Source organism: Bacillus cereus group sp. BfR-BA-01523 (genome assembly GCF_022662615.1).
GTDB classification, from domain to species: domain Bacteria; phylum Bacillota; class Bacilli; order Bacillales; family Bacillaceae_G; genus Bacillus_A; species Bacillus_A mycoides.
Genome location: NZ_JAKUDX010000007.1, coordinates 208,170 through 234,168 on the forward strand (window position 1 = coordinate 208,170; position 25,999 = coordinate 234,168).

Consider the following 25,999-nt stretch of genomic DNA (forward strand, 5'->3'; position numbering starts at 1 on the left):
ATTCGAATGAAAAAGAAAATTGTAGAATATGAAGTTGGTGAACAAGTCGATGTTTTCTTGTTAATTAAAACAGCGACAAAAGGTCTCGCAAGCAATGGCAAGCCGTTTTTAACAGTAATCTTACAAGATCCAAGTGGAGATATTGAAGCAAAGCTATGGGACGTATCGCCAGAAGTTGAGAAACAATATGTAGCGGAAACAATCGTTAAAGTAGCTGGAGATATTCTAAACTATAAAGGACGTATTCAATTACGTGTGAAACAAATTCGTGTTGCGAATGAGAATGAAGTAACAGACATCTCAGACTTTGTAGAAAAAGCTCCAATAAAAAAAGAAGATATGGTTGAGAAAATTACGCAATACATATTTGAAATGAGAAACCCGAACATACAGCGTCTAACAAGACATTTGTTAAATAAGCATCAAAACGAATTTTTAGAATATCCAGCAGCGACAAAGAACCATCACGAGTTCGTATCTGGACTAGCTTACCATGTTGTATCAATGTTAGATTTGGCGAAAGCTATCTCGGCTCTGTACCCATCGTTAGATAAAGACTTACTATATGCGGGCGTTATTTTACACGATCTTGGTAAAGTATTTGAGCTATCTGGACCAATTTCTACGACGTATACGTTAGAAGGAAATTTACTAGGCCACATTTCTATCATGGTGAACGAAATTGGTAAAGCAGCAGAGGAACTACAAATCGATGCAGAGGAAGTATTAATCCTTCAGCACATCGTCCTTTCCCATCACGGAAAAGCAGAATGGGGTAGCCCAAAACCACCATTAGTGAAAGAAGCAGAAATTCTGCACTACATCGATAACTTAGATGCAAAAATGAACATGATGGACCGCGCATTAGGACGCACAAAACCAGGCGAATACACAGAACGTGTCTTTGCGCTTGATAATCGTTCGTTCTATAAACCGACGTTCCATAATTAATAATGTGAATCAAATGGCCTCATTAAGTGTTAAAAGCTTAGTGGGGCTGTTTTCTTTATTAAAAATGAAATAATTGAAGAAGAAGCATTGAAAAGGGTAGGTTCTAAACATGCGAAAAAATGAGTTAGAACAGAAATTATTACAAGAAGAGGTGCCAAAGGATTTATATAGTTTAAAGGGTGGATTACCAAACGAATCGTATTGTTTTAATGAACAGAATGGAGTATGGAAAGTATATTATAATGAGCGAGGAACAAAGAGTAACCTTAAGACATTTAATTCTGAGACAGAAGCATGTGAATACTTCTATACTAGTTTAATTGAGATGTTAAAAGGAATGGGTGTAATTTAAAACTGAAATAAAAGGGCATTTCCGTTTGGGGGTGCTCTTTTATTTTACTAACTTTATTTCACATATAAATTGGCTTCATTTTCTGTTAGACAAGTTTTATTTTATATGTTTACATTTTTTATCTCATAATTTCAATTAGGAAAGGGAGGAAGAAACATGAAATATATGGCGTATGTAGAAAAAGCCAATAAGTTAATCGAAGAGGAAGTTACAATAAATATTAACGGTGTAGTGTTTACGGGATTCTCCACTGTTTGTTCATATAAAATTGAAGAAGGAAAAAGTTATCCTGCTATTCTCGACATTACAGTTTTCGATAATATTGAAGTTTCTTTTCTCCACTAATGTTTTTAATATTTACCAAACCATTCTCCAGTCCAAAATGTTATGCAATAAAAAAATATCTCGAATTTGAGATAAATTACTTGCTTTTTAATCACTTGAGTTGTAAAGTGATAGTAACGAAAGCGATTGAGTCATATGAAAAACATACACTCACTTGCTTTCGATTAAAAAGCAAAGTAACTTATTCAGTAAAAACTAAGATGAATTTACAAAAATATAATGAGAATAAATTAAAAAGCTAAGAAGCATATTATTTTTTAGTTATCACTTGACTAGTAAAACGAAGCGGAGGAATGACCCATGTATGAAATTAAAGGGCATCATCACATTTCAATGGTTACAAAAAACGGAAGTGAGAATAACCATTTTTATAAAAATGTGCTAGGTTTACGTCGTGTGAAAATGACGGTAAACCAAGATGATCCATCCATGTATCATTTATTTTACGGAGATAAAACAGGAAGTCCAGGTACAGAATTATCATTTTTTGAAATGCCTTTAGTAGGGAAAACGTACCGTGGTACAAATGCAATTACTCGAATTGGATTACTCGTTCCGTCGGAGGAAAGCTTACATTACTGGAAAGAACGATTTGAGAAATTTGATGTGAAACATAGTGAAATGACAACATATGCAAATCGTCCTGCTTTGCAATTTGAGGATGCGGAAGGTCTTCGTCTCGTGCTACTCGTTTCAAACGGAGAAAAAGTGGAGCACTGGGAAACGTGGGAGAAATCCGAAGTTCCAGCTGAACATCAAATTCAAGGAATGGGTTCAGTGGAAATGACAGTGCGTAGACTTGATAAACTAGCGAATACATTAACAGATATATTTGGTTATAAAGAAGTTAGCCGAAGCGACGAAGAAGCGATTTTCCAGTCTATTAAAGGAGAAGCCTTCGGAGAAATCGTCGTGAAATATTTAGATGGTCCTACTGAAAAGCCAGGCCGCGGTAGCATTCACCATTTAGCGATTCGCGTGAAAAACAGTGAAGAGCTAGCTTATTGGGAAGAACAGGTGATACAAAAAGGTTTCCATTCTTCAGGCATTATCGACCGTTTCTACTTTAAAAGCTTATACTTCCGTGAATCAAACGGAATCCTATTTGAAATTGCGACAGATGGACCAGGATTTACAGTTGATGGAGATGTAGAGCATTTAGGAGAAAAACTTGATTTACCGCCGTTCTTAGAAGAACAGCGAGCAGAAATTGAAGCGAAATTAGCACCTATTGAAGAGAAATAATAGAAGAGAAAATATAAAATTTAAAACCATTGGAGAAATATAAAATGAACCAATTAAAAGGAATTCACCACGTTACAGCAATTACAAGTAGTGCAGAAAAGAACTATGAGTTTTTCACTCACGTTTTAGGAATGCGTTTAGTTAAAAAAACAGTAAACCAAGATGATATTCAAACGTATCATTTATTCTTTGCAGATGATAAAGGTAGTGCAGGAACAGATATGACATTCTTTGACTTCCCAGGTGTTCCAAAAGGAGTACACGGTACAAATGAAATTTCAAAAACTTCATTCCGCGTTCCAACTGATGCAGCGTTAGCATATTGGGTGAAACGTTTTGACCGTCTTGAAGTAGAACATACAGGAATTAAAGAACAATTCGGTAAGAAAACCCTTTCGTTCGTTGACTTCGATGATCAACACTATCAATTGATCTCAGATGAATTTGATAAAGGCGTGGAATCAGGTACACCTTGGCAAGACGGGCCAGTCCCATTAGAATATGCAATTACTGGCTTAGGACCTGTATTTATTCGTATCGCGAACTTTAGTTATTTCAAAGAAGTACTAGAAAAAGTTCTATTATTTAAAGAGATTGCTCAAGAAGGAGAATTCTACTTGTTTGAAGTAAACGAAGGTGGAAATGGTGCCTCTGTCATTGTAGAACATAATACAGTTCTTCCTGAAGCACAACAAGGTTTTGGTACAGTGCATCATGCAGCATTCCGTGTAGAGGATCGCGCTGTATTAGAAGAGTGGATTGAGCGACTAAGTCGAGTTGGACTCCCTTCATCTGGTTATGTAAATCGTCACTTCTTTGAGTCATTATACGCAAGAGTTGCGCCGCAAATTTTATTCGAGTTTGCAACAGACGGCCCAGGGTTTATGGGAGATGAGCCTTATGAAACGCTTGGAGAGAAATTATCTTTACCTCCGTTTTTAGAGCCAAAGCGTGAAGAAATCGAAAAATTAGTTCGTCCGATTGATACAGTGAGAAGTACTAAGGAATTTATTAAAGAGTAAAGATAGGAATAATAAGTAGAAGAGCAAGTAGTTTTAGCGAATCGCTGGAATTGCTTGCTTTTTTATTTGGTCTATAAAATTTTCTGAAAAATGTTTCTCAAGTTTTTAAAATAGAAATATTTGGTATAATTCATTTAAATTATAAATTTTCTGACAATTATTTTTCAATACATAGAAAAGGGGTGATAATATACAATTTGAATAATTGTATAAATATCCTAATTTTGTAATTTTGGAGAAAAGGGGATGCGAAGGTATGGGAACAGATGTAGTAACGAAGGAGCAAATGAAACATTCTTTAGATAATTGGTATCGTGTAATGTTGCAGCAAAACATAGAGAAAGCTACGGAAATGAAAGAAGAAATTGATAGTACGATTAGTGGGTTGGACGTGGATCAGGATGTATTGCTTTATCATACATTATTGAATTTTAGATATGATGCATTAGTTGATTGGATTTCAATTAGAGAAGATAGTTTTGATAAAGTGGAATCTTTCGAAATTCCGGAAGAAGGCTTTCTAGCGTATTACTATCACTTTTTCAAAGGGTTTCATTGCACATTAATTTCAAATTATAACGAAGCGAAACAACAGTACGAACAAGCTGAGAAGTTATTGAAATATATTGCAGATCCGATAGAACATGCGGAGTTTAATTATCGGATGGGGAATTTCTATTATCATTCCTATCAACAAATCAATGCGATTGATTATTTGAAAAAAGCAAAAGAAGATTTTACGAAGCAACAAGGATATGAGATTAATTTTGCTTTATGTGAAAATATTTTAGGGTTATGTTGTATAGACTTAAGACAATTTGAATTAGCAGAGGAAAACTTTAATGATGCATTAAATATTTTCCAACAAGCTAATCATGAAAAGTATACTTTAATGGTTAGAAATAATTTAGGATGGCTATATGGTAGTCAAGATTTATCTGATTTAGCGATTAGACATTTAAGTGAAGTTACTCAAAAAATGCCTGGAAATTTTAAAGCGATTTTTACTGAAGCAGAGGAAAATTATAAATTAGGTAGGATAGAAACTGCTAATGAGTTAATAGAATTAGGCTTAAGAATTTGTAATGAATTACAAAATAAAGAATTCCAATATCGATTTATAATTTTAAACGAGCTGAATATTAAATCCAGTGCTAGTCAATTAGAGAAAGTAATTTTAGAAAGTATTTTATATTTTGAAGAACATTCTCTTTTAGAGTGTGTTAAAGAATACATGGAGATATTAGCTTATAAGTTTTATCAGGAAGAAAATCATGAAAAAGCTAGTAAGTACTTTTTTATTAGTAGTCAAGCTCAAAAAAGAATTTTAAAAAAAGGAGCGTTAAAATAAATGAAAAAGACTAGTTTGTTCATTACTGGTTTAGTAGTTACACTGTCAATTGGATTGAATTCTTTTGCTGGATTTCAAGAGCAATCGTTAAATAGAGGAGATACAGGCGGAGCACCGGCAAGACCAGACTATGTTAGCTTTAATAAGGGGGATACTGGTGGAGCGCCAGCAAAACCAGACTATGCTAGTTTTAATAGAGGAGACACGGGCGGAGCACCAGCAAGACCAGAGTACGTTAACATTGGTGAAACAGGCGGAGCACCAGCAAGACCAGACTACGTTAGCTTTAATAAAGGCGATGGTGGAGGAGCGCCAGCCAATTTCAATAAAGGAGATGGCGGAGCACCAGCAGATAATAGAGGCGACGGTGGCGGAGTAAGCCAACTATAATAACAAAGAAAAGGACTTCAACATGAAGTCCCTTTCTTTGTTATTAGGACATGTAGAGAAAAGAATTGACTTACTTTAAATATGTAACTATAATAGTTACAAAATGAACATCATTAATAGAAATGAGTTATATTTTTTTAATATAATTGTAACTAAAGTGGTTACAATTAAAAAAGAACATAAAACAACCAAATAATGTAAAACCTTTAAATAGCAACAAGAGAAAGGAGACGGGAATTTTGAAACGGTTTAAATTTTATTTTATTAGCGGTATTGTGCTCGTTTTGTTAATCGTATGTAACTTCGTTGATAAGCCGATTGCGAAGGTTGGAGAAGTGAAAGATACTGTGATGATGAGGATGAATACGAAAGAGAGTATGGCGCAGATTGATGGGCAGACGATATACTTTAAGCAAATTGGTGAGGGGAAACCGCCTTTACTTATGCTTCACGGGTTCGGTGGTTCTTCAGATGGGTTTAATGATATTTATCCGGAACTTGTAAAGGATCATACGATTATTGCGGTTGATATTTTAGGGTTTGGGCGTTCTTCTAAGCCGATTGATTTTCAGTATTCGTTTCCCACGCAAGTGAATTTATATTATAAGTTAATGAAGAAACTCGGATACGATCAATTCGCAGTACTTGGTCATTCGATGGGCGGAGAGATGTCTCTAAATTTAGCGTATTTATATCCGGATGCAGTAACGCATCTCGTTTTAGCGGATTCTACAGGAATAGAGTCTTTCCAGCAAAAAGAAAGTTATGAAGTACCGCCACTATCGACAGACTTACAAACTGTAACAGAGATTACAGATTATAATAAAAATGAAGTGAAAAATAGTCGTGATGATAAAGAGCATTACGATCAGCTTACGAAAATGAGAGAGCGCCGCATTGCGATGGAAGCCGATAAAATTAAGGTACCGACTTTAATTATATGGGGACGACACGACAAGAGTGTTTCTTGGAAAAATGGTGAACTGTATCACGAGCTATTTGCAAATAGTACGTTCCATATCATTGAAAAAGGATACCACGCACCGTTTCGCCAGGAACCAATAGAGTTTATGGAATATGTACAAGCGTTCTTCGCGAAGAATCCACAATAAAATTTTAAGCATAAATCCACTTCTTTCCCCATAAAGTGAAACTAATAAGGCTTGTCTAAGGAAAGGGATGAACGAAAGTGGAAACTTTACCATGGTGGATTTATCTTGTAATCATTGGGATTGTACTAAGTGGCTACATGGTTTTATATACTTCGAAAAAAGAGCAAGAGATGGATAATGATTTTATCGAAAAAGAAGGCGAAGTATATATGAAGCGCTTAGAAGAAGAACGAGAGAAACGGAATCAGGATAGTGATAAGGATTCGGTGTTGCTTTAATAGAAATTTTGAAAGGCTATCAACTAGGAGAACTTTATATCTACTAGGTGGTAGCCTTTTTCTTCTGGGGGAGCAGGTTATATAAGTTTAACTTTACATGTATACGAGATTCATCATGAACTTTTATTAATGGTATTTATATATATGTTTCCTCATAAGAATGGAACTAGCGCAGTATCTACAGGGGGGATTAACAATGCATAGGGATGAAACATCATTACATCCTGATACAGGTGTTACATCTGTAATGTTTGTTGAGCGTTCATTAAATGAAATTCGTTTTTGGTCTAGAATCATGAAGGAGCATTCTTTTTTTCTTCGCTTAGGGTTTAGATGTGAGGATACTCAACTAATCGAAGAGGCTAATCAATTTTATCGATTGTTTGAACATATCGAACAAATAGCGCATTCCTATACAAATGAAACAGATCCTGAGCAAATAAAAAGATTTAATTCAGAAGTACAACAAGCCGCAACTAATATTTGGGGATTTAAAAGAAAAATTTTAGGATTAATTCTCACATGTAAATTGCCAGGACAAAATAACTTTCCACTGTTAGTTGACCATACAAGTAGGGAAGCTGATTATTTTAGAAAACGTTTAATACAATTAAATGAAGGTAAATTAGATGCTCTTCCTGATGCTATTATTAAAGAAAATGTTTTCTTTTTAAGGATTATGGCAGACCATGCTAAATTTATTGGTCATCTTCTTGATCCATCGGAAAGAAAGCTTGTAGACACAGCACGGAATTTTAGCAATGATTTTGATGAATTGATGTATCAAGCAATTGACTTAGAATCTATGAAGCCACAATCCCAAACAGTCCCTCTTTTAGATCAATTTTTAGATCAAAATCGTGTGTCCGTTACATCTCTTCGGGATTTTAAGAAAACAGCACGTGATTTAATTGAGCAATGTAAAATAAAGAGTATCATTCATCCGTTATTAGCAGACCATGTTTTCCGTGAAGCTGATAGATTTCTTGAAATCATTGATATGTTTGATGTTCATCTTACAAATATTCAATCACAACCTAGATATTAGAAGATAATATTTTACTTTCAGCTGAGAAGTTAACAATTTATTGTTAGCTTCTTTTCTTTGTGAATAAAATTTCTTTTCGTTTAGTAAATTTCCCTGTGAAGACTTCATAAATCCCTTTGACCAAATATGTAATTCTCTGTAAAATAATATATATGGAAAGATTATGAATATACAGGAAATCTATGGATAGTAGATTCTAATAAATTATTCGGGGGGAATTTATTAGTTAAGTATATTAACTTGTTTGCACTGAATTTTACAAATAAAGGGGTATTAGTAATCATGAAAGCAAAGAAATTAGTAAGTTTAGCGTTACCAGTTATGTTATTGAGTGGTTGTATTACAATTGAAACTGATGGTAAGAAAGCCGAACCAAAGAAAGAAGAAACGCAAAAGGTAGAGAAAGAGAGTAAGGCTGCTGAAAAAGAGAGTAAGTCAACTGATAGCAAGAAAGAAGATAGCTTATCTGTAGCGAAAGGTGAAGATACAAACAGTAGTTCATCAAGTAGTCAACAAAGTTCTTCTTCAAATAATTCTACTGCTTCTAATTCTTCAACTGGTAAGGTAACTGGTTCAGATGTTGAAAGGTACAAGGCAGATATTATAAACAGTGCCACTCAAATTGAAGATACAATGAAATTAATTGAAGGAATAGCAGATTCAGACGTGAAATCATACAAACAAAAGAAAAGTGAAGTACAACTGAGTTTAGGTGGAGCAAAGGCAACTGCAACGAAATTGAAGAATCTACAAGCGCCTCCTGAATTACAGGGAGAACAGGCGAAGATAAAGCAATCGATGGAACTGTATGCGGATTGTTTTCAACTTCTCTTTGATGCATTAGACCAAGAAGACGAGAGTAAAATGCATCAATCATTAAGTAAAGCACAAGAAGGTTCAAAACTGTTTGAAGAAGCAGCGAAGAGTATCGGTAGCAAAACCAACTAAGAATAAATGACTTAAAGGGGTATGAGGTATGAAAGTGAAAAAACTAATAGCTGCTGCAGTTCCAGTTGCCATATTATTAAGTGGTTGTGTTACAGTAAAAGATTCGGCAAATAAAGAAGAAAAGACAGAAGAAACAAGTAAATCTAAGGCTGCTGAAACGAAAGAAAAATCAACTAATTCGAAAGAAGAAAGTAAAGATGTTCAAAAGGTTCGAGTTTTAGATGAAGATTATGCACAATATTTATTAGACATTGAACAGGATATGTTAAGACGATTTGATTACTATGATGCTTCTGTAAGAGATTTGAGAAATGGAAGTAAATCAAAAGCTGAGGTATTAGATAGTATTAAAGACATCTATAAAGTATTTGATAAGATAGAGAAGATTTACGCACCGCAAAAACATAAAGAAGAACAAAAAGAGATTGAAAAAGCGACAGGTAAACTAAGAGAAACATTCGGTGAAATAGAGAAGTTATTCAACGATAAAGGCTTCAGCTTAGAGACCGATAAGGAAATCTTAAATAAAGCAAATGCAAAACTAGAGGAAGCAAAACGTATTTGGAAACCTACATTCGATAAGTTAAGATCCGAGATAAAAGGTGATACAGCCACAGAAAAATCTACTAGTACAACAAGTAGTTCTATATCGACAAACCCAACTACTGATAGTCAGGCTCAAACAGATAAAAGCCAAGCTAAAACGGGGGTATTTGTAGGTACAGTTGGTACAAGTGAAGAGTTAGGAATTAGTTATGGAAACATGGAGAAGAACATCAAAGATGGGACTGAGATTATTGGTAACTGGGGTATTGATTACGGTAGTGGCATAAAAACTACGTTAGTACTAAAAGGTGATAAAACATTTGAGTCCTATGCGAACGGTTCTTATCCGAATAAAGATAACTACTTAACAGGAACATATGCGGTAGATGTTCCATCATTCCAGTTATCTTTAAAAGTAACAAAAGCAGTTAAAGACGGTCAAGAAGTAAAGCTAACAAATGATAGTATGATGTATAAATTACAAAACTATGATGGAAACACATTACAAATTTATCATATGGACGATAACGTTCGTATTCGTTATGCAAAACAATAAATAGTTGGCAAAAAACTCTGTAATAAATTTTACAGGGTTTTTTGTTAGTTCTAATTGTATTTCTTCATTAATTTCCCTGGCGCTATCCATATTAGTATAAGTTGAGAAATCAACAAAACGATTTTCTTTTTGGAGAATGATAAGGATTCGGTTTTATTATAATTAGGGGAGAGTGGATAACGTATTGTTATCCACTTTTTTTATTTCCTAAAATATATCAACGATTTTTTCAATATATCGACTTACTGACACAAAGCGACAATGTTAAGAAGCACGATTATTGTTCGGGAAATTATTATAGAAGAAAAGCATATGAAATCGACATGATACATAGCGTCATTTTTAGATGTAACGCACAAGTTGCACAGGCTATGCAACGATAACTAGCTTTACTCTTCATCATTTATTTGACCATACTAGACATAGAGAGGTGATAAACACAGTATGATTTTTAGTGAACGTTTAAAAGAAGAAAGGGAAAAAAGAAATTGGTCGCAAAATGATTTGGCTGAAAAAATTCATGTAAGTAGGCAGTCTGTTTCGAAATGGGAGACGGGAAAGAACTATCCGAGCATTGAAATTATTATTCATTTAAGTGATCTGTTCGGTATTACAATTGATGAGTTATTGAGGAGTGATGAAGAGTTGACGCAAAAAGTAATTGAAGATAGTAAACAATTAGCGTATCCGAAATGGAAGGTGTTTTTCGATAGTCTATTTATGATGGGCGTATTTTTATTTATTACAAAAATCGTTGTATGGGCGTTAAATAAGTTTGCAGGAGCAAGCATTACAATTGTCGCAGATGCACCATATGTAATGAATTTTTTACCGCTCCTATTAATGATTATAGGTGGTACGGTTTCTGATAAGTTGAAGAAAATATATAGATAAGAGAAAGATTTGTAAGAAATCCCCTACACTAGCTGTTCTTTTCACCCAAATTGTGTACTATAAAGGATAGATAGGAAGGGGACGTTTAGAATGGAATTTCATGAGCAAAAGATTTTGCCGGCAGTGAGGCAAATTAAAGATTTGGAGAAGCTATTACATAGTTCGTATGAGTATATTGTTATTTTAGATATTCATGTCGGTCAATTGAAGAGTGTTGTGTCGCTCGCGAAGCAGCATAATAAAAAAGTATTTTTACATGTGGATTTGATCCATGGATTACAAAGTGATGGGCATGCGACGGAGTTTTTATGCCAAGAATATAAACCGTACGGGTTATTATCGACAAAGGCGAGCGTAATTATGAAGGCGAAGCAAAAAGGTGTCGTCTCCATTCAACGCATCTTTTTAATTGATTCTAGCGCAATGGAAAAGAGCTGTAATTTGCTAGAAAAGACGAAGCCGGATTATATAGAGGTGCTTCCGGGTGCGTTAACGGGTGTCATTGCTGAGGTGAAAGAGCGTACAGGTGTACCAATTTTAGCAGGTGGTTTTATTCGAACGGTAGAAGACGTTGAAAGAGCGTTAAATGCTGGTGCGACAGCAATTACGACATCGAAAAAAGAACTATGGAAACATTACCAAAAAAAGTGACGAAAATGTGAAAAAATTCTGTTGACACCGCTTTCATTAAGGGTTAACATTATAGACAAGTTAATAAACGTGACGGAGAAAAGAAGAGATCCACATTTTATTGTTTCTATATATATTATATAGAAGCATGTAAGCTGTGGATCTTTTTCTTTTGAAAAAACGAATGGCCATTCATTTTACCTCTATCACTTTTCGAAAGCATTTAAATTGATTGTGGAGGGATTTTATGTCAGCATTTTTAGGGGAATTAATAGGGACTGCGTTGTTAATCTTACTTGGTGGCGGTGTTTGCGCTGGTGTAAGTTTAAAGAAATCGTTTGCGAAAGATTCTGGTTGGATTGTAATTACAATGGGTTGGGGTCTAGCGGTTGCTATGGCAGCGTATGCAGTTGGATCAATTAGTGGGGCACATTTGAATCCGGCTTTAACGATAGGACTTGCTTTTAAGGGAGCGTTCCCATGGAGTGATGTACCTATGTATATCGCAGCACAAATGATTGGGGCAATTATCGGGGCAGTTCTTGTATATTTACATTACTTACCACACTGGAAAGAAACAGAAGATCCAGGAACAAAGTTAGGTGTATTTGCAACAGGTCCAGCAATTCCGAACACATTTACAAACCTTTTAAGTGAAATGATTGGAACATTCGTTTTAGTATTTGGTATATTAGCAATTGGAGCAAATAAATTTGCAGATGGTTTAAATCCATTTATCGTAGGTTTCTTAATTGTAAGTATTGGTTTATCATTAGGTGGAACAACAGGATACGCAATCAACCCGGCTCGTGATTTGGGTCCGCGTATTGCACACTTCTTCCTTCCGATTGCAGGAAAGGGCGGTTCAAACTGGAAGTATGCATGGATCCCAGTAGTTGGTCCAATTCTAGGTGGATCACTTGCAGGATTATTCCATCAAGTTGTATTTGAAGGAAAACAAAATTCAGCACTTATTTATGTGATTATTACAACTGTGATTGTACTAACAATCTCTTATATGACAAGTAAAAAAAGTGAAGCTACTACAAATAGTAGAAAAGTAGCATAGGGGGAAACTGATATGAAAAAATATATTCTTTCATTAGACCAAGGAACAACAAGCTCACGCGCAATTCTTTTCAATAAAGAAGGAAAAATCGTTCATTCAGCTCAAAAAGAGTTTACACAACATTTTCCAAAGCCAGGCTGGGTTGAGCATAATGCACAAGAAATTTGGGGATCTATTTTAGCAGTTATCGCAACTTGCTTAAGCGAAGCAGATGTGAAGCCAGAACAAATCGCTGGTATCGGTATTACGAACCAACGTGAAACAGCGGTTGTATGGGATAAAACGACTGGAAAACCAATTTATAACGCAATCGTATGGCAATCTCGTCAAACAGTTGAAATTTGTGATGAGTTAAAAGAAAAAGGTTATAGCGAGATGGTTCGCGAAAAAACAGGTCTTTTAATTGATGCATACTTCTCTGGTACGAAAGTAAAATGGATTTTAGATAACGTTGAAGGTGCAAGAGAAAAAGCAGAAAACGGCGAGTTATTATTCGGAACAATTGATACATGGCTTGTATGGAAATTGTCTGGCGGGAAAGCGCACATAACAGATTACTCAAATGCATCACGTACATTAATGTTTAACATTCACGACTTACAGTGGGATGATGAGCTTCTAGACATGTTAACAGTACCAAAGAGCATGCTTCCAGAAGTACGTCAATCATCTGAAATATATGGAGAAACAATTGATTACCACTTCTTCGGTCAAAATGTACCGATCGCAGGTGTAGCTGGTGACCAGCAAGCAGCATTATTTGGACAAGCTTGTTTCGGTGAAGGTATGGCGAAGAACACTTACGGAACTGGTTGCTTTATGTTAATGAACACAGGCGAAAAAGCAGTAGCTTCTGAGCATGGCCTATTAACAACAATTGCATGGGGTTTAGATGGTAAAGTGAATTACGCATTAGAAGGAAGTATTTTCGTAGCTGGTTCTGCAATTCAGTGGTTACGTGACGGACTGCGTATGTTTAAAGATGCGAGCGAGAGCGAAGTGTACGCTAGCCGTGTTGAATCAACTGAAGGTGTATACATAGTACCGGCATTCGTAGGACTAGGTACACCGTATTGGGATAGTGAAGTACGCGGCGCTATGTTTGGTGTAACACGCGGTACGACGAAAGAGCATTTCATTCGTGCAACGCTAGAATCTTTAGCATACCAAACGAAAGATGTACTATGCGCAATGGAAGCAGATTCAGGTATTGAACTAAATACATTACGCGTTGATGGCGGAGCAGTTAAAAATAACTTCTTAATGAAGTTCCAAAGTGATATTTTAGACGTTCCTGTAGAGCGTCCAGTGATCAATGAAACGACAGCTTTAGGTGCAGCATACTTAGCTGGTCTTGCGGTTGGATACTGGAAAAACCAAGATGAAATTAAAGCACAGTGGCATATGGACAAACGCTTTGAACCAACGATGGAAGCGGAAACAAGCGAAGAGCTATATGCTGGATGGAAAAAAGCAATTGAAGCAACTAAAGCTTTCAAATAATCATAAACAGTGTTATAATGATGACAAGTTAATAATTCGGTAGGAGATTTGGAGAGACCACAACACGCTATAGAGGCGAAATCTATAGCGGAGCTTGTGGTCTCTTTTTTCGTTATCAAAGGGAGGAATTACCATGAAATTTTCAAGTAAACAACGTAAAGACGTATTAAACGGAGTAAATAAACAAGAGTTAGATGTGATCGTAATTGGTGGAGGTATTACTGGTTCTGGTATTGCATTAGATGGGGCAACACGCGGTTTATCAGCAATTGTGTTTGAAATGCAGGACTTTGCAGCAGGTACATCAAGTCGTTCAACGAAACTTGTACACGGTGGTTTACGTTATTTAAAACAACTTGAAGTGAAAATGGTAGCAGAGGTGGGGAAAGAGCGTGCGATCGTATATGAGAACGGTCCCCATGTAACAACACCAGAGTGGATGTTACTTCCGTTCCATACAGGCGGCACGTTCGGGTCATTCAGTACATCAATTGGTCTTCGTGTATACGACTTCTTAGCAGGTGTAAAAAGAAGCGAGCGCAGAAAGATGTTTAACCGTGAAGAAACGCTAAATAAAGAGCCTCTTGTAAAACAAGAAGGATTAAAAGGCGGCGGTTACTACGTAGAATATCGTACAGACGATGCGCGTCTTACAATTGAAGTAATGAAAGAAGCGATTGAACATGGTGCGAAAGCTGTTAACTACGCAAAAGTAGACAGTTTCTTATATAAAGATGGAAAAGTATGCGGTGTACGTGTAATTGATTTACTAGACGGAGAAGTGTATGAAGTTTACGGTAAGAAAATTGTAAACGCAGCTGGTCCTTGGGTAGATACACTTCGTGAAAAAGATAACTCTAAAAAAGGGAAAGTACTTCAGTTATCAAAAGGTGTGCATTTAGTAATTGACCAAAAACGTTTCCCATTAGGGCAAGCAATTTACTTTGATACACCAGATAAACGTATGGTGTTCGCGATTCCTCGCGAAGGAAAAACGTACGTAGGTACAACAGATACGTTCTATGATAAAGACGCAGCTGTACCGCACATGACAACAGAAGATCGCACATATATCATTAATGCGATTAATTACATGTTCCCAAGCGTGAAAATTACAGAAAAAGATGTGGAATCAAGCTGGGCTGGTGTACGTCCGCTAATTTATGAAGAAGGTAAGAATGCATCTGAAATTTCTCGTAAAGATGAAATTTGGACTTCTGAATCTGGTTTAATTACAATCGCGGGCGGTAAATTAACAGGATACCGCAAAATGGCTGAAATGGTAGTAGACTACGTAACGAATCTATTACAAAAAGAAGGCCATAGCGCATATAAGAAGAGCGATACGAAACATATGCCAATCTCTGGTGGTCATGTAAGTGGTTCACACGGATTCCCGGCATTTGTTGCGAAAAAAGCAGGCGAAGGTACGAAATATGGTTTAACGACAGCACAAGCGGAAAAATTCGCGAAATTCTACGGCTCTAACGTTGACGTACTGTTTGACTTAGCGAAAAAACATAAAGACGAAGCGAAAGAATACAACATGCCGCTAGACGTTCTGATCCCGCTTGTATACGCAATGGATTACGAAATGACAGCGAAACCAGTTGACTTCTTCGTACGCCGCAGAGGCGCTGTATTCTTCAACATCCACTGGGTATACGAGTGGAAAGAAGCAGTAATCAACTACATGGCTGCGAAACTAGGCTGGAGCAAAGAAGAGCAAATGAAATACACAGCTGAATTAGAAAAAGCGTTAAGAGACGCTGTAATTCCTGTAGATCAACAAGAGCAGGCAGCTGCGTTAGCGTAAAATAGAGAACCACCTGAAGGGGAGCCTTTAGGTGGTTTTTTGTTTTATTATGAATGTGCTAAAATCTCAACTAAAGTGTTGTATCATAATAAAAGGTTTACTCTTCGTAAAGAGAATTAAGTTTGAAATAAAGGTTTAACAAAACGGTATGGACATTTCCAACCGTTTTTTTATGAATTTATAAAACTTTTCCATACAGTGCGTCGTCTAATATATGGGAAGGAGGAAATGATGTGGATGAATTAACGGTAGAAGCGTTTGAAATAGAAGATAAGGAACTCCTTATCGATGAAATAATGAACAAGTATGGACAAGAAGTCTTACAGCTTGTGTATTCATATGTGAATAATAAAGAGGTCGCTGAGGATTTAACGCAGGATATATTTGTGAAATGTTATAAATCTCTTCATACATACAAAGGGAAGTCGAATGTGAAAACGTGGTTGTGGAGAATTGCGATTAATCAATGTAAGGACTACATAAAAAGTTGGTATAACAAAAAAGTGATCGTGACAGAGGATGAAGCTGCTTATATTGGGGTTCAAAATGATAGTGTCGAACAAACTGTTATTCAAAATGCGAAGGACCGTGAACTGGCTTCTGCAGTAATGAATTTACCGATAAAATATAGAGAAGTCATTTATCTATTTTATTATGAAGAACTATCAATTAAAGAGATTGCTATTGTAATAGAAGTGAAAGAAAACACGATAAAAACGAGACTGAAAAAAGCGAAGGAGCTTTTGAAGAAAGGATTGGAGGAATAATCAAATGGAAGATCGATTAAAAGGCCTGCGAAAATCAATGGAGAATACAACGTTTAAACATTTGAGTTTTTCTGATCAACACCGAAAGCGGGTGCGCGAAAAAATCAATGCATCACACGAAAAGGAAGAGGACATCTCGTTAGCGATTTTACAACTCCTCAGTAATGAAAAAACAGGATACGAATTGTCACAGCTACTACGAGGGAGAGGGATTCGAAAATTCGAAGGAAATGAAGGATTTTTATATACCGTATTACATCGGCTAGAACAGAATCGTTTAATCCAATCAAGTTGGGATCATTCAGGAGCTAAATATTATCAATTAAATGATAAAGGAAACAAGATGCTGCGAAAGGCAGAAAAAGATTCTACGAAGGCACGGTTTATATTAAAAGGATTAGTACAGGAGTGAGGCGAAATTGAACAAAAAAGGGGAGCGTTTTTTAAGCGAAGTTACGAATCATATCAAATCAAAAGAAGCAAAGAGCTTTGTAGCAACTGAACTAGATTTTCACTTAAAACAGGCGAAGAACACGTGGATAGAAAAAGGATTAAGTGAGGAAATTGCTGAAAATAAAGCTGTGGAACAAATGGGAAGTCCGATCAAGCTTGGCAGGGAACTTAACAAACTTCATAAGCCAAAGGTGGATTGGTTCTTAATTATTTTATTAGTGGCTGCTATGGGGCTAGGGTTTTTACCAATAATCGCTCTTGGGCATACGAATGATTTATTAATGAACAAAGTAATTTTTGTTATTCTTGGCATTGCAACAGCTATTGGAATGATGTTGCTTGATTACCGGAAGTTAGAAAGAATCGGGTGGCTGTTTTATACAATTGGAATACTTATCTTGTTAGCTATAAAATGTTTTCCGACTATTTCTGTGAATGGAGAAGCATTAATAAAGATTGGTCCTCTCACAATTGACTGTTTAATGACGATACCATTCTTCTTTCTAGCTTGGGCTTCTTTTTTCAATAATAGTAGGTTAAAGTTTATGCACCTTCTCATGTTGTACGTATTTTCTTTATATCTATTTTCAACTACATCAATTCTGGTGCCAATTTTTATTTATATTACGATGGTATTCGTTATGCTTTGGTGGAGTAAGCTAGGAAAGAAAACGGCATGGCTCATTACAATTTTACCAATTTTACCCTTTGTTATTAAGGATCTATTTTCCTGGTCTGCCGTAAAAGAATACCGGATAGCTAGAATTTTAGGTTTTTTAAACCCAGAGCATGATCTATGGTATTTACGTTTAAAAGGGGCAATGTCGTCGGCAGGTTGGTTTGGTACATATGGAAATATAAAGTCTATCCCTGCTGCCCATACTGATTTTGTATTCGCGAGTTTGACTTACTATTATGGATATGTGCTTGCGCTAGTTCTTGTCTTGATTCTTTCTCTTTTTGCAGTGAGAATAATGACCATATCGTATAGAATAAATCATGGTTATGGTAAATTGCTACTCGTTGGTGGAGTAACTCTTTTTGTAGTCCATTTCATTTGTAACGTTGGCATGATCCTCGGGATATTACCACGTGTTTCTATATCATTACCCTTTATTAGCTACGGATTGATACCAACTCTGTTTCATGCATTTATAATGGGGATTGTGCTGAGTGTATATCGACGTAAAGATATGTCGTTTAGAATGAAAAAAACACCTTGATAAAAATCAAGGTGTTTTCGTTATACATTTAAAACTCTCCGTATCAGCCCCCGTCACAAAAGGACTAACATCCCCAACGCTATAAAGCTGCAATTCATGCATTGCGCGCGTACAAGCAGTGTAGAACAATCTACGTAGGCTCTCATCGCTGTACACATCTTTAGAAGCATCGTAAATAATAACAGCATCAAATTCGATACCTTTCGCTAAGTAAGCAGGGATCACGACAATTCCTTGCTCATACTCGGCTGAGTTACTTTTCACAAGTTTAATATTCTCGATATGACTGAGTGCCTCGTATGCAGCGGCACTTTCAGCTGCGGATTTACATATAATTGCGATCGTATTATGCTGCTCTTTTTGTAGTTCAGCAACTTTAAAAGTGATACGATCATGCAGTTCCCTGTAATCAGAAACTTTAGTCACTGTAGGTTTCTCGCCGTCACGTTCAAAGGCGTTAATATTCTTTCCTTCCGGTACGAGATAGCGTGTGAATTCAATAATCGGTTTTGTTGAACGATAGCTACGAGTTAAGTTAATGCCGTTCGTTTCATCTGGTCCGTACAAGCTAGTAAGTGTATTGAAATTCACTGCTTCACTCGCATGGGCAAATATCGCTTGGTTAAAGTCCCCGAGTACAGTCATTTTTGCGGCAGGGAATAAGCGTTTTAAAAACTCGAACTGAAACGGAGAATAATCTTGTGCTTCGTCTACAAGTACGTGTTTAATTGATCTGTTCGTTTGGAAGCCTTCAATTAATTCTTTTAAAAGTAAAAATGGAGTCGCATCCTCGTAATGTAGCTTTCCTTCATCAAGCATGTTCACAGTTAATGAGCAAATTTCGTCCCATTCTTTAGGCTTTTCGCCAGTAACCCATGATGCATCTGTGAAGAGTTGTTTATATATTCCTGTGAAATTGATGAAACGTAGCGTTTGAACGCCTTTACGCAACGGTTTTAATTTTTTGCGGACAATCATACGTCCAAGTACTTTCGTTTCTTTCTCATAATCATTAAAGGAGTTGTCATCAAACTCGCCTTTTTTCTGTAAGTATTTATAAGCTTTTTGATACTCATCTTTACTAAGTAGTTCAATTTCTTCTTCTACCCAAGGCTTTTTCAGTTCTGTTTTTTCAATTGTGTCTATTTGTTTGTTTAGCCAATCCGTTAACTTCTCAATTCGATTATGGAAGCGGAGGGAGGAATCAGTATTATAAAATTGCTCTGTAATTTCTTTAGCAGAGGCAATCAGTTTTCCTCTAAATTTCATTCCTCTAAATAGCATGCCTGAAGATTCAAGAGATTGTCTGTACGTTCTAATCATATCGAAAAATTGAGTAGATGCTTTAAATCGAATGCTCGCATTTCGAGTTTTATAAGCAGGGCTATTCGTTTCAGTTAGCATATATTCTAATTGCTCGTAAGGATCCTCAACATCAAATGACTTACTTAGTCTATGGTTTAAATATTCTTGGAATGTAACTTGCTGCATATTTTCTTCGCCGAGTTCTGGCAGTACGTTAGATACGTAGCTGTTGAACATGGAGTTAGGGGAGAAGAGAATGATTTGATCTGCTTTTAGCCATTCGCGATATTTATATAGTAAGTAGGCGATTCGCTGCAGGGCAGCTGACGTTTTACCACTACCAGCAGCTCCTTGAACGATAAGTAGTCGCCCTTCATCGTGACGGATAATTTCATTTTGCTCGCGCTGGATAGTAGCAACGATACTTTGCATATGTTTGTTTGTTCCTTTTCCGAGCGCTTGTTGCAGAATTTCATCTCCAATTGTGAGGCTCGTATCGAACATGGAATCAATCTCGCCATTCTGAATAATATATTGTAATTTTTTCTCCACATTACCGCAGATTACGCCTCCTGGTGTGCTGTATTCAGCCGGTCCTGGTGGATAATCGTAGTAAACACTTGAAATGGGTGCGCGCCAATCGTATATAAGAAAGTTTTCTCCACTTGCATCGGTAAGTGTAGCAACGCCGATATAAATTTGTTCTGCGCCAGATTCGCCTTCTTCTTTGAAATCAATTCGTCCGAAGTAAGGTGCTTTATGCATACGGCGTAGTGCGGCAAGTCGATTAAAGGTGTGCTTATGGGTAATTTGTGTGACAGCTAGTGATTGAGCTTGTTGTCTTAAGTTGATAACTGTTTCAAGATAATCATCAAAAGTATCAGTATTCACTTTCACGTCATCCCAAAAGTGTTTACGAATATGGATTACTTCCGCCCGGCGTCTACCAGTTTCGTTTTCCAGTTTATCAATTTGCTCCGTAATCGTTTCTATTACGGTATCCAATCGTTTTTGCTCTTGATCAAGTTTTTTGTTCATACGTAAGCACTCCTTTAAAAGTGAAAAATAGAGGTTGACTGAAGATGTGTTTTGGTGTACAATTAAGATACGGATAAATACGTTCTTTGTATTTTGTAAAACGTGTTTCTGTACTAATTTAACATAGTTTTTTCATTTAATCAATGATTAATGAGACAAGACTCTAATTTCCTGTATAGTTTGAGGAGGTTAGGGTCTTTTTTGTTTTTTAGTGGTTGTATTCTGCATTAAATGCACGTACAATCCTGATTGGTGCTGCTAATGATGAGGGGACAAAGCTCACCTGATTCAAGGGTCACTTTATTGTATGTTCGAGTACTTAGTTATATTTTTTTGTAAATAACATTTTATATTCTTTATATACGGAAAAATAGTTTTGTTGTTAAAAATATAAAAAAATAGCTTATTAAAATTAAATTCCTATTATATACTAAAATATGTATGGAAATGTAATATTTATTTTATACAAGGCTTGCCTTGGGAGGAGAGAGAGAAGTGAAAGAATGTCCAATATGTTTAGATGGGGTGGAATATCCTAAAAATGTTGGGGAATGTCCGAAGTGTAAAAACTTTTTAAGGATGAAAACAAAATCAGCGAATACTACGGTAAATGATGATTTTGCGGATGTATTTGATAATACTTTTTATGAAGAAAAGAAGCCCACACCCCCTAATAAAACAACTGACCCATTTGAATCTACATATACGGAGCAGCAAACAAGTGCAGCGAGAGAAACAATAAAAGTAAGTAAGGCTAAAAAGAATGGATCGATAAAAGGGCAGGTAAGTAATTTTCAGGAAGATGTAATACCAGGTAAAACGCTTGGAAGATGGTTTGATGCATGTATAAAAGGAATTCCATTTATGAAGGATGGATATATGAATACATTCCAAGTGTATGATCAAGATGGTGAAGGACATGAAGTAGTTGTATATGGAAAAATTGTAAGAGGGAAGATTGGAGATCATAATTTAGTTCAAGTGTTTGGAAAGCGAGATCGTCATGGGACAGTAGTAGCTAAGCATATTGAAAATTTAAATAGCAACACGACAGTTTCAGTCAATAGTGGTATGTCAGCAAATAGTGTAAGATTTTTGACGGCAATTATTATGTTTTTATTATATTCTATTATTAATTTTGTTATTTCTTTTGACTGGATTGGGCTTGTTAATTTAGTTGTATCTGTCATTTTGACTTTCTTATCAAATATATTTGTTGCCATATTACCGTTAATCATTGCTCTTTTTGGAATTTGGATAATGATTAAAAAGGTTTTTCGTTAAATAGATTATGAAAATGAGCACTCAAAAGTATGAGTGCTTTTTTATGCAATCTTTAGTTTATTAATGGGGGAATTTCTTTGCGCTTACATAACATAGATACAGTAGAAATAAGAGAAAAAGATCATTTACTGAGAAAGTCTTACTTGGATAAATCGAATTTAAATCCGGATTTAAATATGGAATCATTGGGACAACTTAGTTTCGTTAAAATAAAAGGTCTTGCAAATTTTTGGGAGGGAAAGGACGAAAAGGATTTTGACTTTGATGCCATTATGAGCGATGTGCTTAGTGGTTTCTCATCTTTACAGTCAACATTTACATTTTTACTGATTGGTAGTCCGAAAGAAATAGGCGTTTATGTTGGAACGGATCAATTCAATCAGTCCATTTTATCTTCTTCATTGCACGCTTCATATCCTTATGCCAAATTGCAAGAAGTTGAAATGGATGAGATGTCACAGAAGTTACGTTCCATCGGGAATAACGGAGGAATTATTACAGGTATCCCGACTAATAAAACTTTTGGGGAAAGTAAGAGTCAACAAATTGAACGTTTATGTACCGGGATGTATGGGAGTTCTTGGGCGTATATTGTGGTTGCGAAGTCGATGAGTCCTTTTCAAGTAACGTTAGCGCATGAAAGGGTATTGAATGAAATTGATAACGTAAGTAAGTTTATTAAAGTATCAGAATCAGGTGGAAGTCTAGGTAAGGAATCTTGGGAAGTAACGAACTTAACCATTCAAAAGTATGTGGACAACCTTAATTCATTAGAAGAGAGCATGGATAGTGGAAGAACGATGGGAATGTGGAGAGTTGCTGGATACTATTTGGCGGATCAATTCATAAATGCAACGAAACTACGAAACTTAATTACTTCTGTTTATAATGGTGAACAATCCAAACCGGAAAAAATAAGAACTTTACCTGTAGATAACATTTTATACTATGCGTCTAATTTTCAGTTTCCAGCGAATGAATTACCACGCCAGAAGGCTATGAAGCATCCGATAGGAGTATGGGATTTACATGGTGAAGGAATTACGAAGGAGGTTCATTGTTATAAGTACTTGTATCAAACGATTTTGCCGACCGGAGAGCTTTCAACTTTATGCCAAATCCCACGGAAAGAAATGCCAGGTTTTTATATTGATCAGTATGTGGAGTTTGATGTTGCGAACCGTCGTTCAATCCAGGATGAAAGTAATAATTTTACAGTAGGGAAGATTATTAATGGTAATGAAGAAATAAAGTTGTATGAAAAATTAGAGCCAAGTAATCTCATCTATGATATGGATTTAATGGATTTAAGTCGACATGGTTTAATTGTAGGAATTACTGGTGGCGGTAAGTCCAATACGTCTAAAGGACTACTTCGTAATTTATGGAATAAGCATCGCATTCCTTTTATGGTAATTGAATCAGCTAAACGGGAATATTGGGAAATGTATAATATGGAAGGTTTTGAAGATGTATTAGTCTTCACATTGGGAGCGGAGGATGAAAATTCTGTTCCGTATAGAATTAACCCATTTGAAAAAATAGAAGGTGTTCCATTACAGACTCATATTGACTATGTGCTATCAACTTTTAAGGCGAGTTTTGAGCTTTATGCACCAATGCCGCATGTTTTAGAAACTAGCATTTATCAAATATATGAAGATCGAGGCTGGGACATTTTAAGTAATCGAAATAGATACGGTGCAAATGTTTTTCCGACTTTAGATGACTTATATTACAAAGTAGATGTTGTTGTTGATAATTTAGGGTATGATCAACGCTTGAAATCAGATATTACAGCAGCACTTAAGGCAAGGATTCACTCATTACGTGTTGGTGGCAAAGGTGCCATGTTAAATACAGATAAGTCTATTCCAATTGCAGATCTATTGTCCCGACCTGTCATTTTGGAACTAGAAGATATAGGCGATGATGATGTAAAAGCATTTATGATGGGAATTATTTTAGTTCAATTGTATGAATATAGAAGGACGAAGCTTACTAGAAACAAAGGATTTGAACATCTTATTTTAATTGAAGAAGCTCATAGATTGTTAGCTAATGTATCAAGTGGTGGGGAAGGGAATGTTCGTGCGAAATCAGTAGAGTTTTTTACAAATTTATTAGCCGAAATTCGTAGTTATGGACAAGGTTTTTTAATTGCGGATCAAGTTCCGACGAAACTAGCACCGGATACATTAAAAAATACAAATTTAAAAATTGTACATAGAATTGTTATGCAAGAAGATCGGGAATTAATTGGACAATCTATGAATATGACACAAGAACAAATTGAATATATTAGTTCTTTAAGAAGAGGATTTGCTGCTGTTTATGCAGAAGGAGATATGCGGCCAAAACTTGTACAAATGCCTTATATAAAGGAAGATTTTGATTATCCAAGAAGAACTGTTATTCAAAATGTGAAAGATACAGTGAAAAATGAATTTCATCACTATGATAGAAAATATGATTTTGGGCCTGCTTGTGCTTTTTGTATGGATAAGTGTAATCGCCGTGAAGAGATGGAGAAAATAAAGGAATTTATTGTGAAGCAAAATTGGTTAAACGACATGTTAGATGACGCTAAAAATGCAGAATTTAAACCAGATTGGTTTGAGGGCTTGTTTGAAATGTTAGAAAAGAATGGAATGAGCTCACTCCGAAATTATCATACGAGATTATGTACTTTAAATGTCTTTTTAGGTAACAGAGATTTAGAAGAAAGCTATAAACGAGAAGCTGTTATAAATTATATGAAACATAATCTATTAAAGGATGAATGAATATGAAAGATTTCGATCGAAAAGACCATGTTGATAAAGTAGAGGAAGAAGACAAACTTGAAGAAAAGAAAGAAAAAAGTATAGAGGAAGAAAGCAAGAAGGAGCAGGCTTATAATTTTGATAAATATAATGAACGATTTGAGGGGCGTAAGCAGGAAATAATTGAAGATGAACTTGCTGAAAATAATCGAAATATTAGTTTTGATAAATATCAAAAGCAATTAAATAAGGACATAACAGAACAACAAAATGGACAAGGTGAAATAAATCCTGAGGTAGATTCTCCGGAAGTTATGGAAGCCAAAAAGGTTGAAAAGGAAAATGTTGAGACCGAAAAGCGGCTTGAGAATATGGAAGAAAATGCGGAAGAAATAAAGGAAGCAAAAGAATCTCTAGAAGGAACAGCTGGAGGAAAGAATCCAGAGCGATTAGAAGAAACGCCGAAGCAAGAAGAAATAGCTGAAGGCAAGAAACTTGAACAGACGGAAGAAGCTGGAGGAAAGAATCCAGAGCGAGTGGAAGAAACGCCGAAGCAAGAAGAAATAGCTGAAGGTAAGAAACTTGATCAGTTGGAAGAACCAACGGAAGAAGCTGGAGAAAAGAAATCAGAACAAGTAGAAGGAACGCTGAGGCAAGAAGGAGCAGATGGAGAAAACCAACTTGATCAGGCAGGAGAAACAACAGAAGAAGCTGGAGGAAAGAATCCAGAGCGAGTGGAAGAAACGCCGAAGCAAGAAGAAATAGCTGAAGGCAAGAAACTTGAACAGACGGAAGAAGCTGGAGGAAAGAATCCAGAGCGAGTGGAAGAAACGCCGAAGCAAGAAGAAATAGCTGAAGGTAAGAAACTTGATCAGTTGGAAGAACCAATGGAAGAAGCTGGAGAAAAGAAATCAGAACAAGTAGAAGGAACGCCGAGGCAAGAAGGAGCAGATGTAGAAAACCAACTTGATCAGGCAGGAGAAACAACGGAAGAAGCTGGAGGAAAGAATCCAGAGCGAGTGGAAGAAACGCCGAAGCAAGAAGAAATAGCTGAAGGCAAGAAACTTGAACAGACGGAAGAAGCTGGAGGAAAGAATCCAGAGCGAGT

General features: G+C 36.0%; 23 protein-coding genes and 1 pseudogene. 23 read left to right on the forward strand and 1 reads right to left on the reverse strand.

Translation table 11 applies throughout. The features are described from left to right. Positions 1–6: 6 nt before the first annotated feature. From yhaM to MR066_RS19215, 20 genes are all read left to right on the forward strand, one after another. Positions 7–951 carry a 3'-5' exoribonuclease YhaM gene (gene yhaM / locus MR066_RS19120; protein ID WP_002030183.1) on the forward strand — a complete coding sequence of 315 codons (945 nt, stop codon included), beginning with the start codon at positions 7–9 and terminating at the stop codon, positions 949–951. Positions 952–1,060: 109 nt separating this feature from the next. Further along, the gene (locus MR066_RS19125; RefSeq protein ID WP_098169104.1) at positions 1,061–1,303 is read left to right on the forward strand and encodes a hypothetical protein; all 243 of its coding nucleotides are present in this window, start codon (positions 1,061–1,063) and stop codon (positions 1,301–1,303) included. Positions 1,304–1,459: 156 nt separating this feature from the next. After that, entirely contained in the window at positions 1,460–1,648 is a 189-nt protein-coding gene (locus MR066_RS19130; RefSeq protein ID WP_012260497.1) for a hypothetical protein, read from the forward strand. A 300-nt stretch (positions 1,649–1,948) separates the two neighbouring features. Beyond that, on the forward strand, positions 1,949–2,893 hold the full coding sequence (locus MR066_RS19135) for a ring-cleaving dioxygenase (protein ID WP_002064094.1): 945 nt from the start codon (positions 1,949–1,951) through the stop codon (positions 2,891–2,893). Positions 2,894–2,937: 44 nt separating this feature from the next. Continuing rightward, a complete protein-coding gene (locus MR066_RS19140) occupies positions 2,938–3,915 on the forward strand; it encodes a ring-cleaving dioxygenase (RefSeq protein WP_061674050.1) in 978 nt (325 codons plus the stop codon). A 256-nt stretch (positions 3,916–4,171) separates the two neighbouring features. Next, positions 4,172–5,266, forward strand: coding sequence for a response regulator aspartate phosphatase (locus MR066_RS19145; RefSeq protein WP_061674049.1), 1,095 nt, complete (start codon positions 4,172–4,174; stop codon positions 5,264–5,266). Further along, entirely contained in the window at positions 5,267–5,656 is a 390-nt protein-coding gene (locus MR066_RS19150; RefSeq protein ID WP_242248202.1) for a hypothetical protein, read from the forward strand. A gap of 239 nt (positions 5,657–5,895) precedes the next feature. Beyond that, positions 5,896–6,768 (forward strand): alpha/beta fold hydrolase, encoded by an 873-nt coding sequence (locus MR066_RS19155; RefSeq protein WP_002188611.1) that lies wholly within the window; start codon positions 5,896–5,898, stop codon positions 6,766–6,768. 77 nt (positions 6,769–6,845) lie between these two features. Continuing rightward, positions 6,846–7,046: a sporulation YhaL family protein gene (locus tag MR066_RS19160; RefSeq protein ID WP_002087191.1), complete on the forward strand. Its 201-nt coding sequence runs from the start codon at positions 6,846–6,848 to the stop codon at positions 7,044–7,046. A gap of 196 nt (positions 7,047–7,242) precedes the next feature. Continuing rightward, positions 7,243–8,094, forward strand: coding sequence for a DUF2935 domain-containing protein (locus tag MR066_RS19165; RefSeq protein ID WP_000554485.1), 852 nt, complete (start codon positions 7,243–7,245; stop codon positions 8,092–8,094). 282 nt (positions 8,095–8,376) lie between these two features. Then, positions 8,377–9,042 (forward strand): DUF7018 domain-containing (lipo)protein, encoded by a 666-nt coding sequence (locus MR066_RS19170; RefSeq protein ID WP_002064100.1) that lies wholly within the window; start codon positions 8,377–8,379, stop codon positions 9,040–9,042. A gap of 28 nt (positions 9,043–9,070) precedes the next feature. After that, on the forward strand, positions 9,071–10,144 hold the full coding sequence (locus MR066_RS19175) for a DUF3994 domain-containing protein (RefSeq protein ID WP_242248203.1): 1,074 nt from the start codon (positions 9,071–9,073) through the stop codon (positions 10,142–10,144). Between the two features lie 444 nt (positions 10,145–10,588). Then, positions 10,589–11,038 (forward strand): helix-turn-helix domain-containing protein, encoded by a 450-nt coding sequence (locus tag MR066_RS19180; RefSeq protein WP_002087188.1) that lies wholly within the window; start codon positions 10,589–10,591, stop codon positions 11,036–11,038. Between the two features lie 90 nt (positions 11,039–11,128). Beyond that, positions 11,129–11,689 (forward strand): glycerol uptake operon antiterminator GlpP, encoded by a 561-nt coding sequence (glpP, locus tag MR066_RS19185; RefSeq protein ID WP_000394293.1) that lies wholly within the window; start codon positions 11,129–11,131, stop codon positions 11,687–11,689. A gap of 226 nt (positions 11,690–11,915) precedes the next feature. Beyond that, positions 11,916–12,737 (forward strand): glycerol uptake facilitator protein GlpF, encoded by an 822-nt coding sequence (gene glpF / locus MR066_RS19190; RefSeq protein WP_002188616.1) that lies wholly within the window; start codon positions 11,916–11,918, stop codon positions 12,735–12,737. A 12-nt stretch (positions 12,738–12,749) separates the two neighbouring features. Next, positions 12,750–14,240, forward strand: a complete 1,491-nt coding sequence (gene glpK / locus MR066_RS19195; RefSeq protein WP_002011107.1) for a glycerol kinase GlpK — start codon at positions 12,750–12,752, stop codon at positions 14,238–14,240. Between the two features lie 133 nt (positions 14,241–14,373). Next, positions 14,374–16,056, forward strand: coding sequence for an aerobic glycerol-3-phosphate dehydrogenase (glpD, locus tag MR066_RS19200; RefSeq protein ID WP_242248204.1), 1,683 nt, complete (start codon positions 14,374–14,376; stop codon positions 16,054–16,056). Between the two features lie 233 nt (positions 16,057–16,289). Continuing rightward, complete coding sequence (locus tag MR066_RS19205) at positions 16,290–16,823, forward strand: sigma-70 family RNA polymerase sigma factor (protein ID WP_002011110.1); 534 nt, start codon at positions 16,290–16,292, stop codon at positions 16,821–16,823. A 4-nt stretch (positions 16,824–16,827) separates the two neighbouring features. After that, a complete protein-coding gene (locus MR066_RS19210) occupies positions 16,828–17,235 on the forward strand; it encodes a PadR family transcriptional regulator (RefSeq protein ID WP_242248205.1) in 408 nt (135 codons plus the stop codon). A 7-nt stretch (positions 17,236–17,242) separates the two neighbouring features. Beyond that, positions 17,243–18,499, forward strand: a complete 1,257-nt coding sequence (locus tag MR066_RS19215) for an FtsW/RodA/SpoVE family cell cycle protein (protein ID WP_242248206.1) — start codon at positions 17,243–17,245, stop codon at positions 18,497–18,499. Between the two features lie 6 nt (positions 18,500–18,505). On the opposite strand, the gene helD is transcribed toward MR066_RS19215, so the two are convergent. Next, entirely contained in the window at positions 18,506–20,842 is a 2,337-nt protein-coding gene (gene helD / locus MR066_RS19220; RefSeq protein ID WP_242248207.1) for an RNA polymerase recycling motor HelD, read from the reverse strand. A 495-nt stretch (positions 20,843–21,337) separates the two neighbouring features. Here helD and MR066_RS19225 point away from each other — a divergent pair, with 495 nt between their 5' ends. The 3 genes and pseudogenes from MR066_RS19225 to MR066_RS19235 form a co-directional block, all read left to right on the forward strand. Further along, positions 21,338–22,126: an SLC41A family transporter gene (locus MR066_RS19225; protein WP_071722031.1), complete on the forward strand. Its 789-nt coding sequence runs from the start codon at positions 21,338–21,340 to the stop codon at positions 22,124–22,126. Positions 22,127–22,203: 77 nt separating this feature from the next. Next, positions 22,204–24,912, forward strand: coding sequence for an ATP-binding protein (locus tag MR066_RS19230; RefSeq protein WP_242248209.1), 2,709 nt, complete (start codon positions 22,204–22,206; stop codon positions 24,910–24,912). 2 nt (positions 24,913–24,914) lie between these two features. Then, a pseudogene (locus tag MR066_RS19235) lies at positions 24,915–25,999 on the forward strand (hypothetical protein); the annotation flags it as partial.

Coding starts and splice junctions, on each gene's coding strand:
- MR066_RS19150 (WP_242248202.1), top strand. CDS start 5,267: ATGAAAAAGACTAGTTTGTTCATTACTGGTTTAGTAGTTACACTGTCA.
- MR066_RS19145 (WP_061674049.1), top strand. CDS start 4,172: ATGGGAACAGATGTAGTAACGAAGGAGCAAATGAAACATTCTTTAGAT.
- glpF (WP_002188616.1), top strand. CDS start 11,916: ATGTCAGCATTTTTAGGGGAATTAATAGGGACTGCGTTGTTAATCTTA.
- glpK (WP_002011107.1), top strand. CDS start 12,750: ATGAAAAAATATATTCTTTCATTAGACCAAGGAACAACAAGCTCACGC.
- glpP (WP_000394293.1), top strand. CDS start 11,129: ATGGAATTTCATGAGCAAAAGATTTTGCCGGCAGTGAGGCAAATTAAA.
- yhaM (WP_002030183.1), top strand. CDS start 7: ATGAAAAAGAAAATTGTAGAATATGAAGTTGGTGAACAAGTCGATGTT.
- MR066_RS19140 (WP_061674050.1), top strand. CDS start 2,938: ATGAACCAATTAAAAGGAATTCACCACGTTACAGCAATTACAAGTAGT.
- MR066_RS19210 (WP_242248205.1), top strand. CDS start 16,828: ATGGAAGATCGATTAAAAGGCCTGCGAAAATCAATGGAGAATACAACG.
- MR066_RS19170 (WP_002064100.1), top strand. CDS start 8,377: ATGAAAGCAAAGAAATTAGTAAGTTTAGCGTTACCAGTTATGTTATTG.
- MR066_RS19125 (WP_098169104.1), top strand. CDS start 1,061: ATGCGAAAAAATGAGTTAGAACAGAAATTATTACAAGAAGAGGTGCCA.
- helD (WP_242248207.1), bottom strand. CDS start 20,842: ATGAACAAAAAACTTGATCAAGAGCAAAAACGATTGGATACCGTAATA.
- MR066_RS19180 (WP_002087188.1), top strand. CDS start 10,589: ATGATTTTTAGTGAACGTTTAAAAGAAGAAAGGGAAAAAAGAAATTGG.
- MR066_RS19165 (WP_000554485.1), top strand. CDS start 7,243: ATGCATAGGGATGAAACATCATTACATCCTGATACAGGTGTTACATCT.
- MR066_RS19135 (WP_002064094.1), top strand. CDS start 1,949: ATGTATGAAATTAAAGGGCATCATCACATTTCAATGGTTACAAAAAAC.
- glpD (WP_242248204.1), top strand. CDS start 14,374: ATGAAATTTTCAAGTAAACAACGTAAAGACGTATTAAACGGAGTAAAT.
- MR066_RS19175 (WP_242248203.1), top strand. CDS start 9,071: ATGAAAGTGAAAAAACTAATAGCTGCTGCAGTTCCAGTTGCCATATTA.
- MR066_RS19130 (WP_012260497.1), top strand. CDS start 1,460: ATGAAATATATGGCGTATGTAGAAAAAGCCAATAAGTTAATCGAAGAG.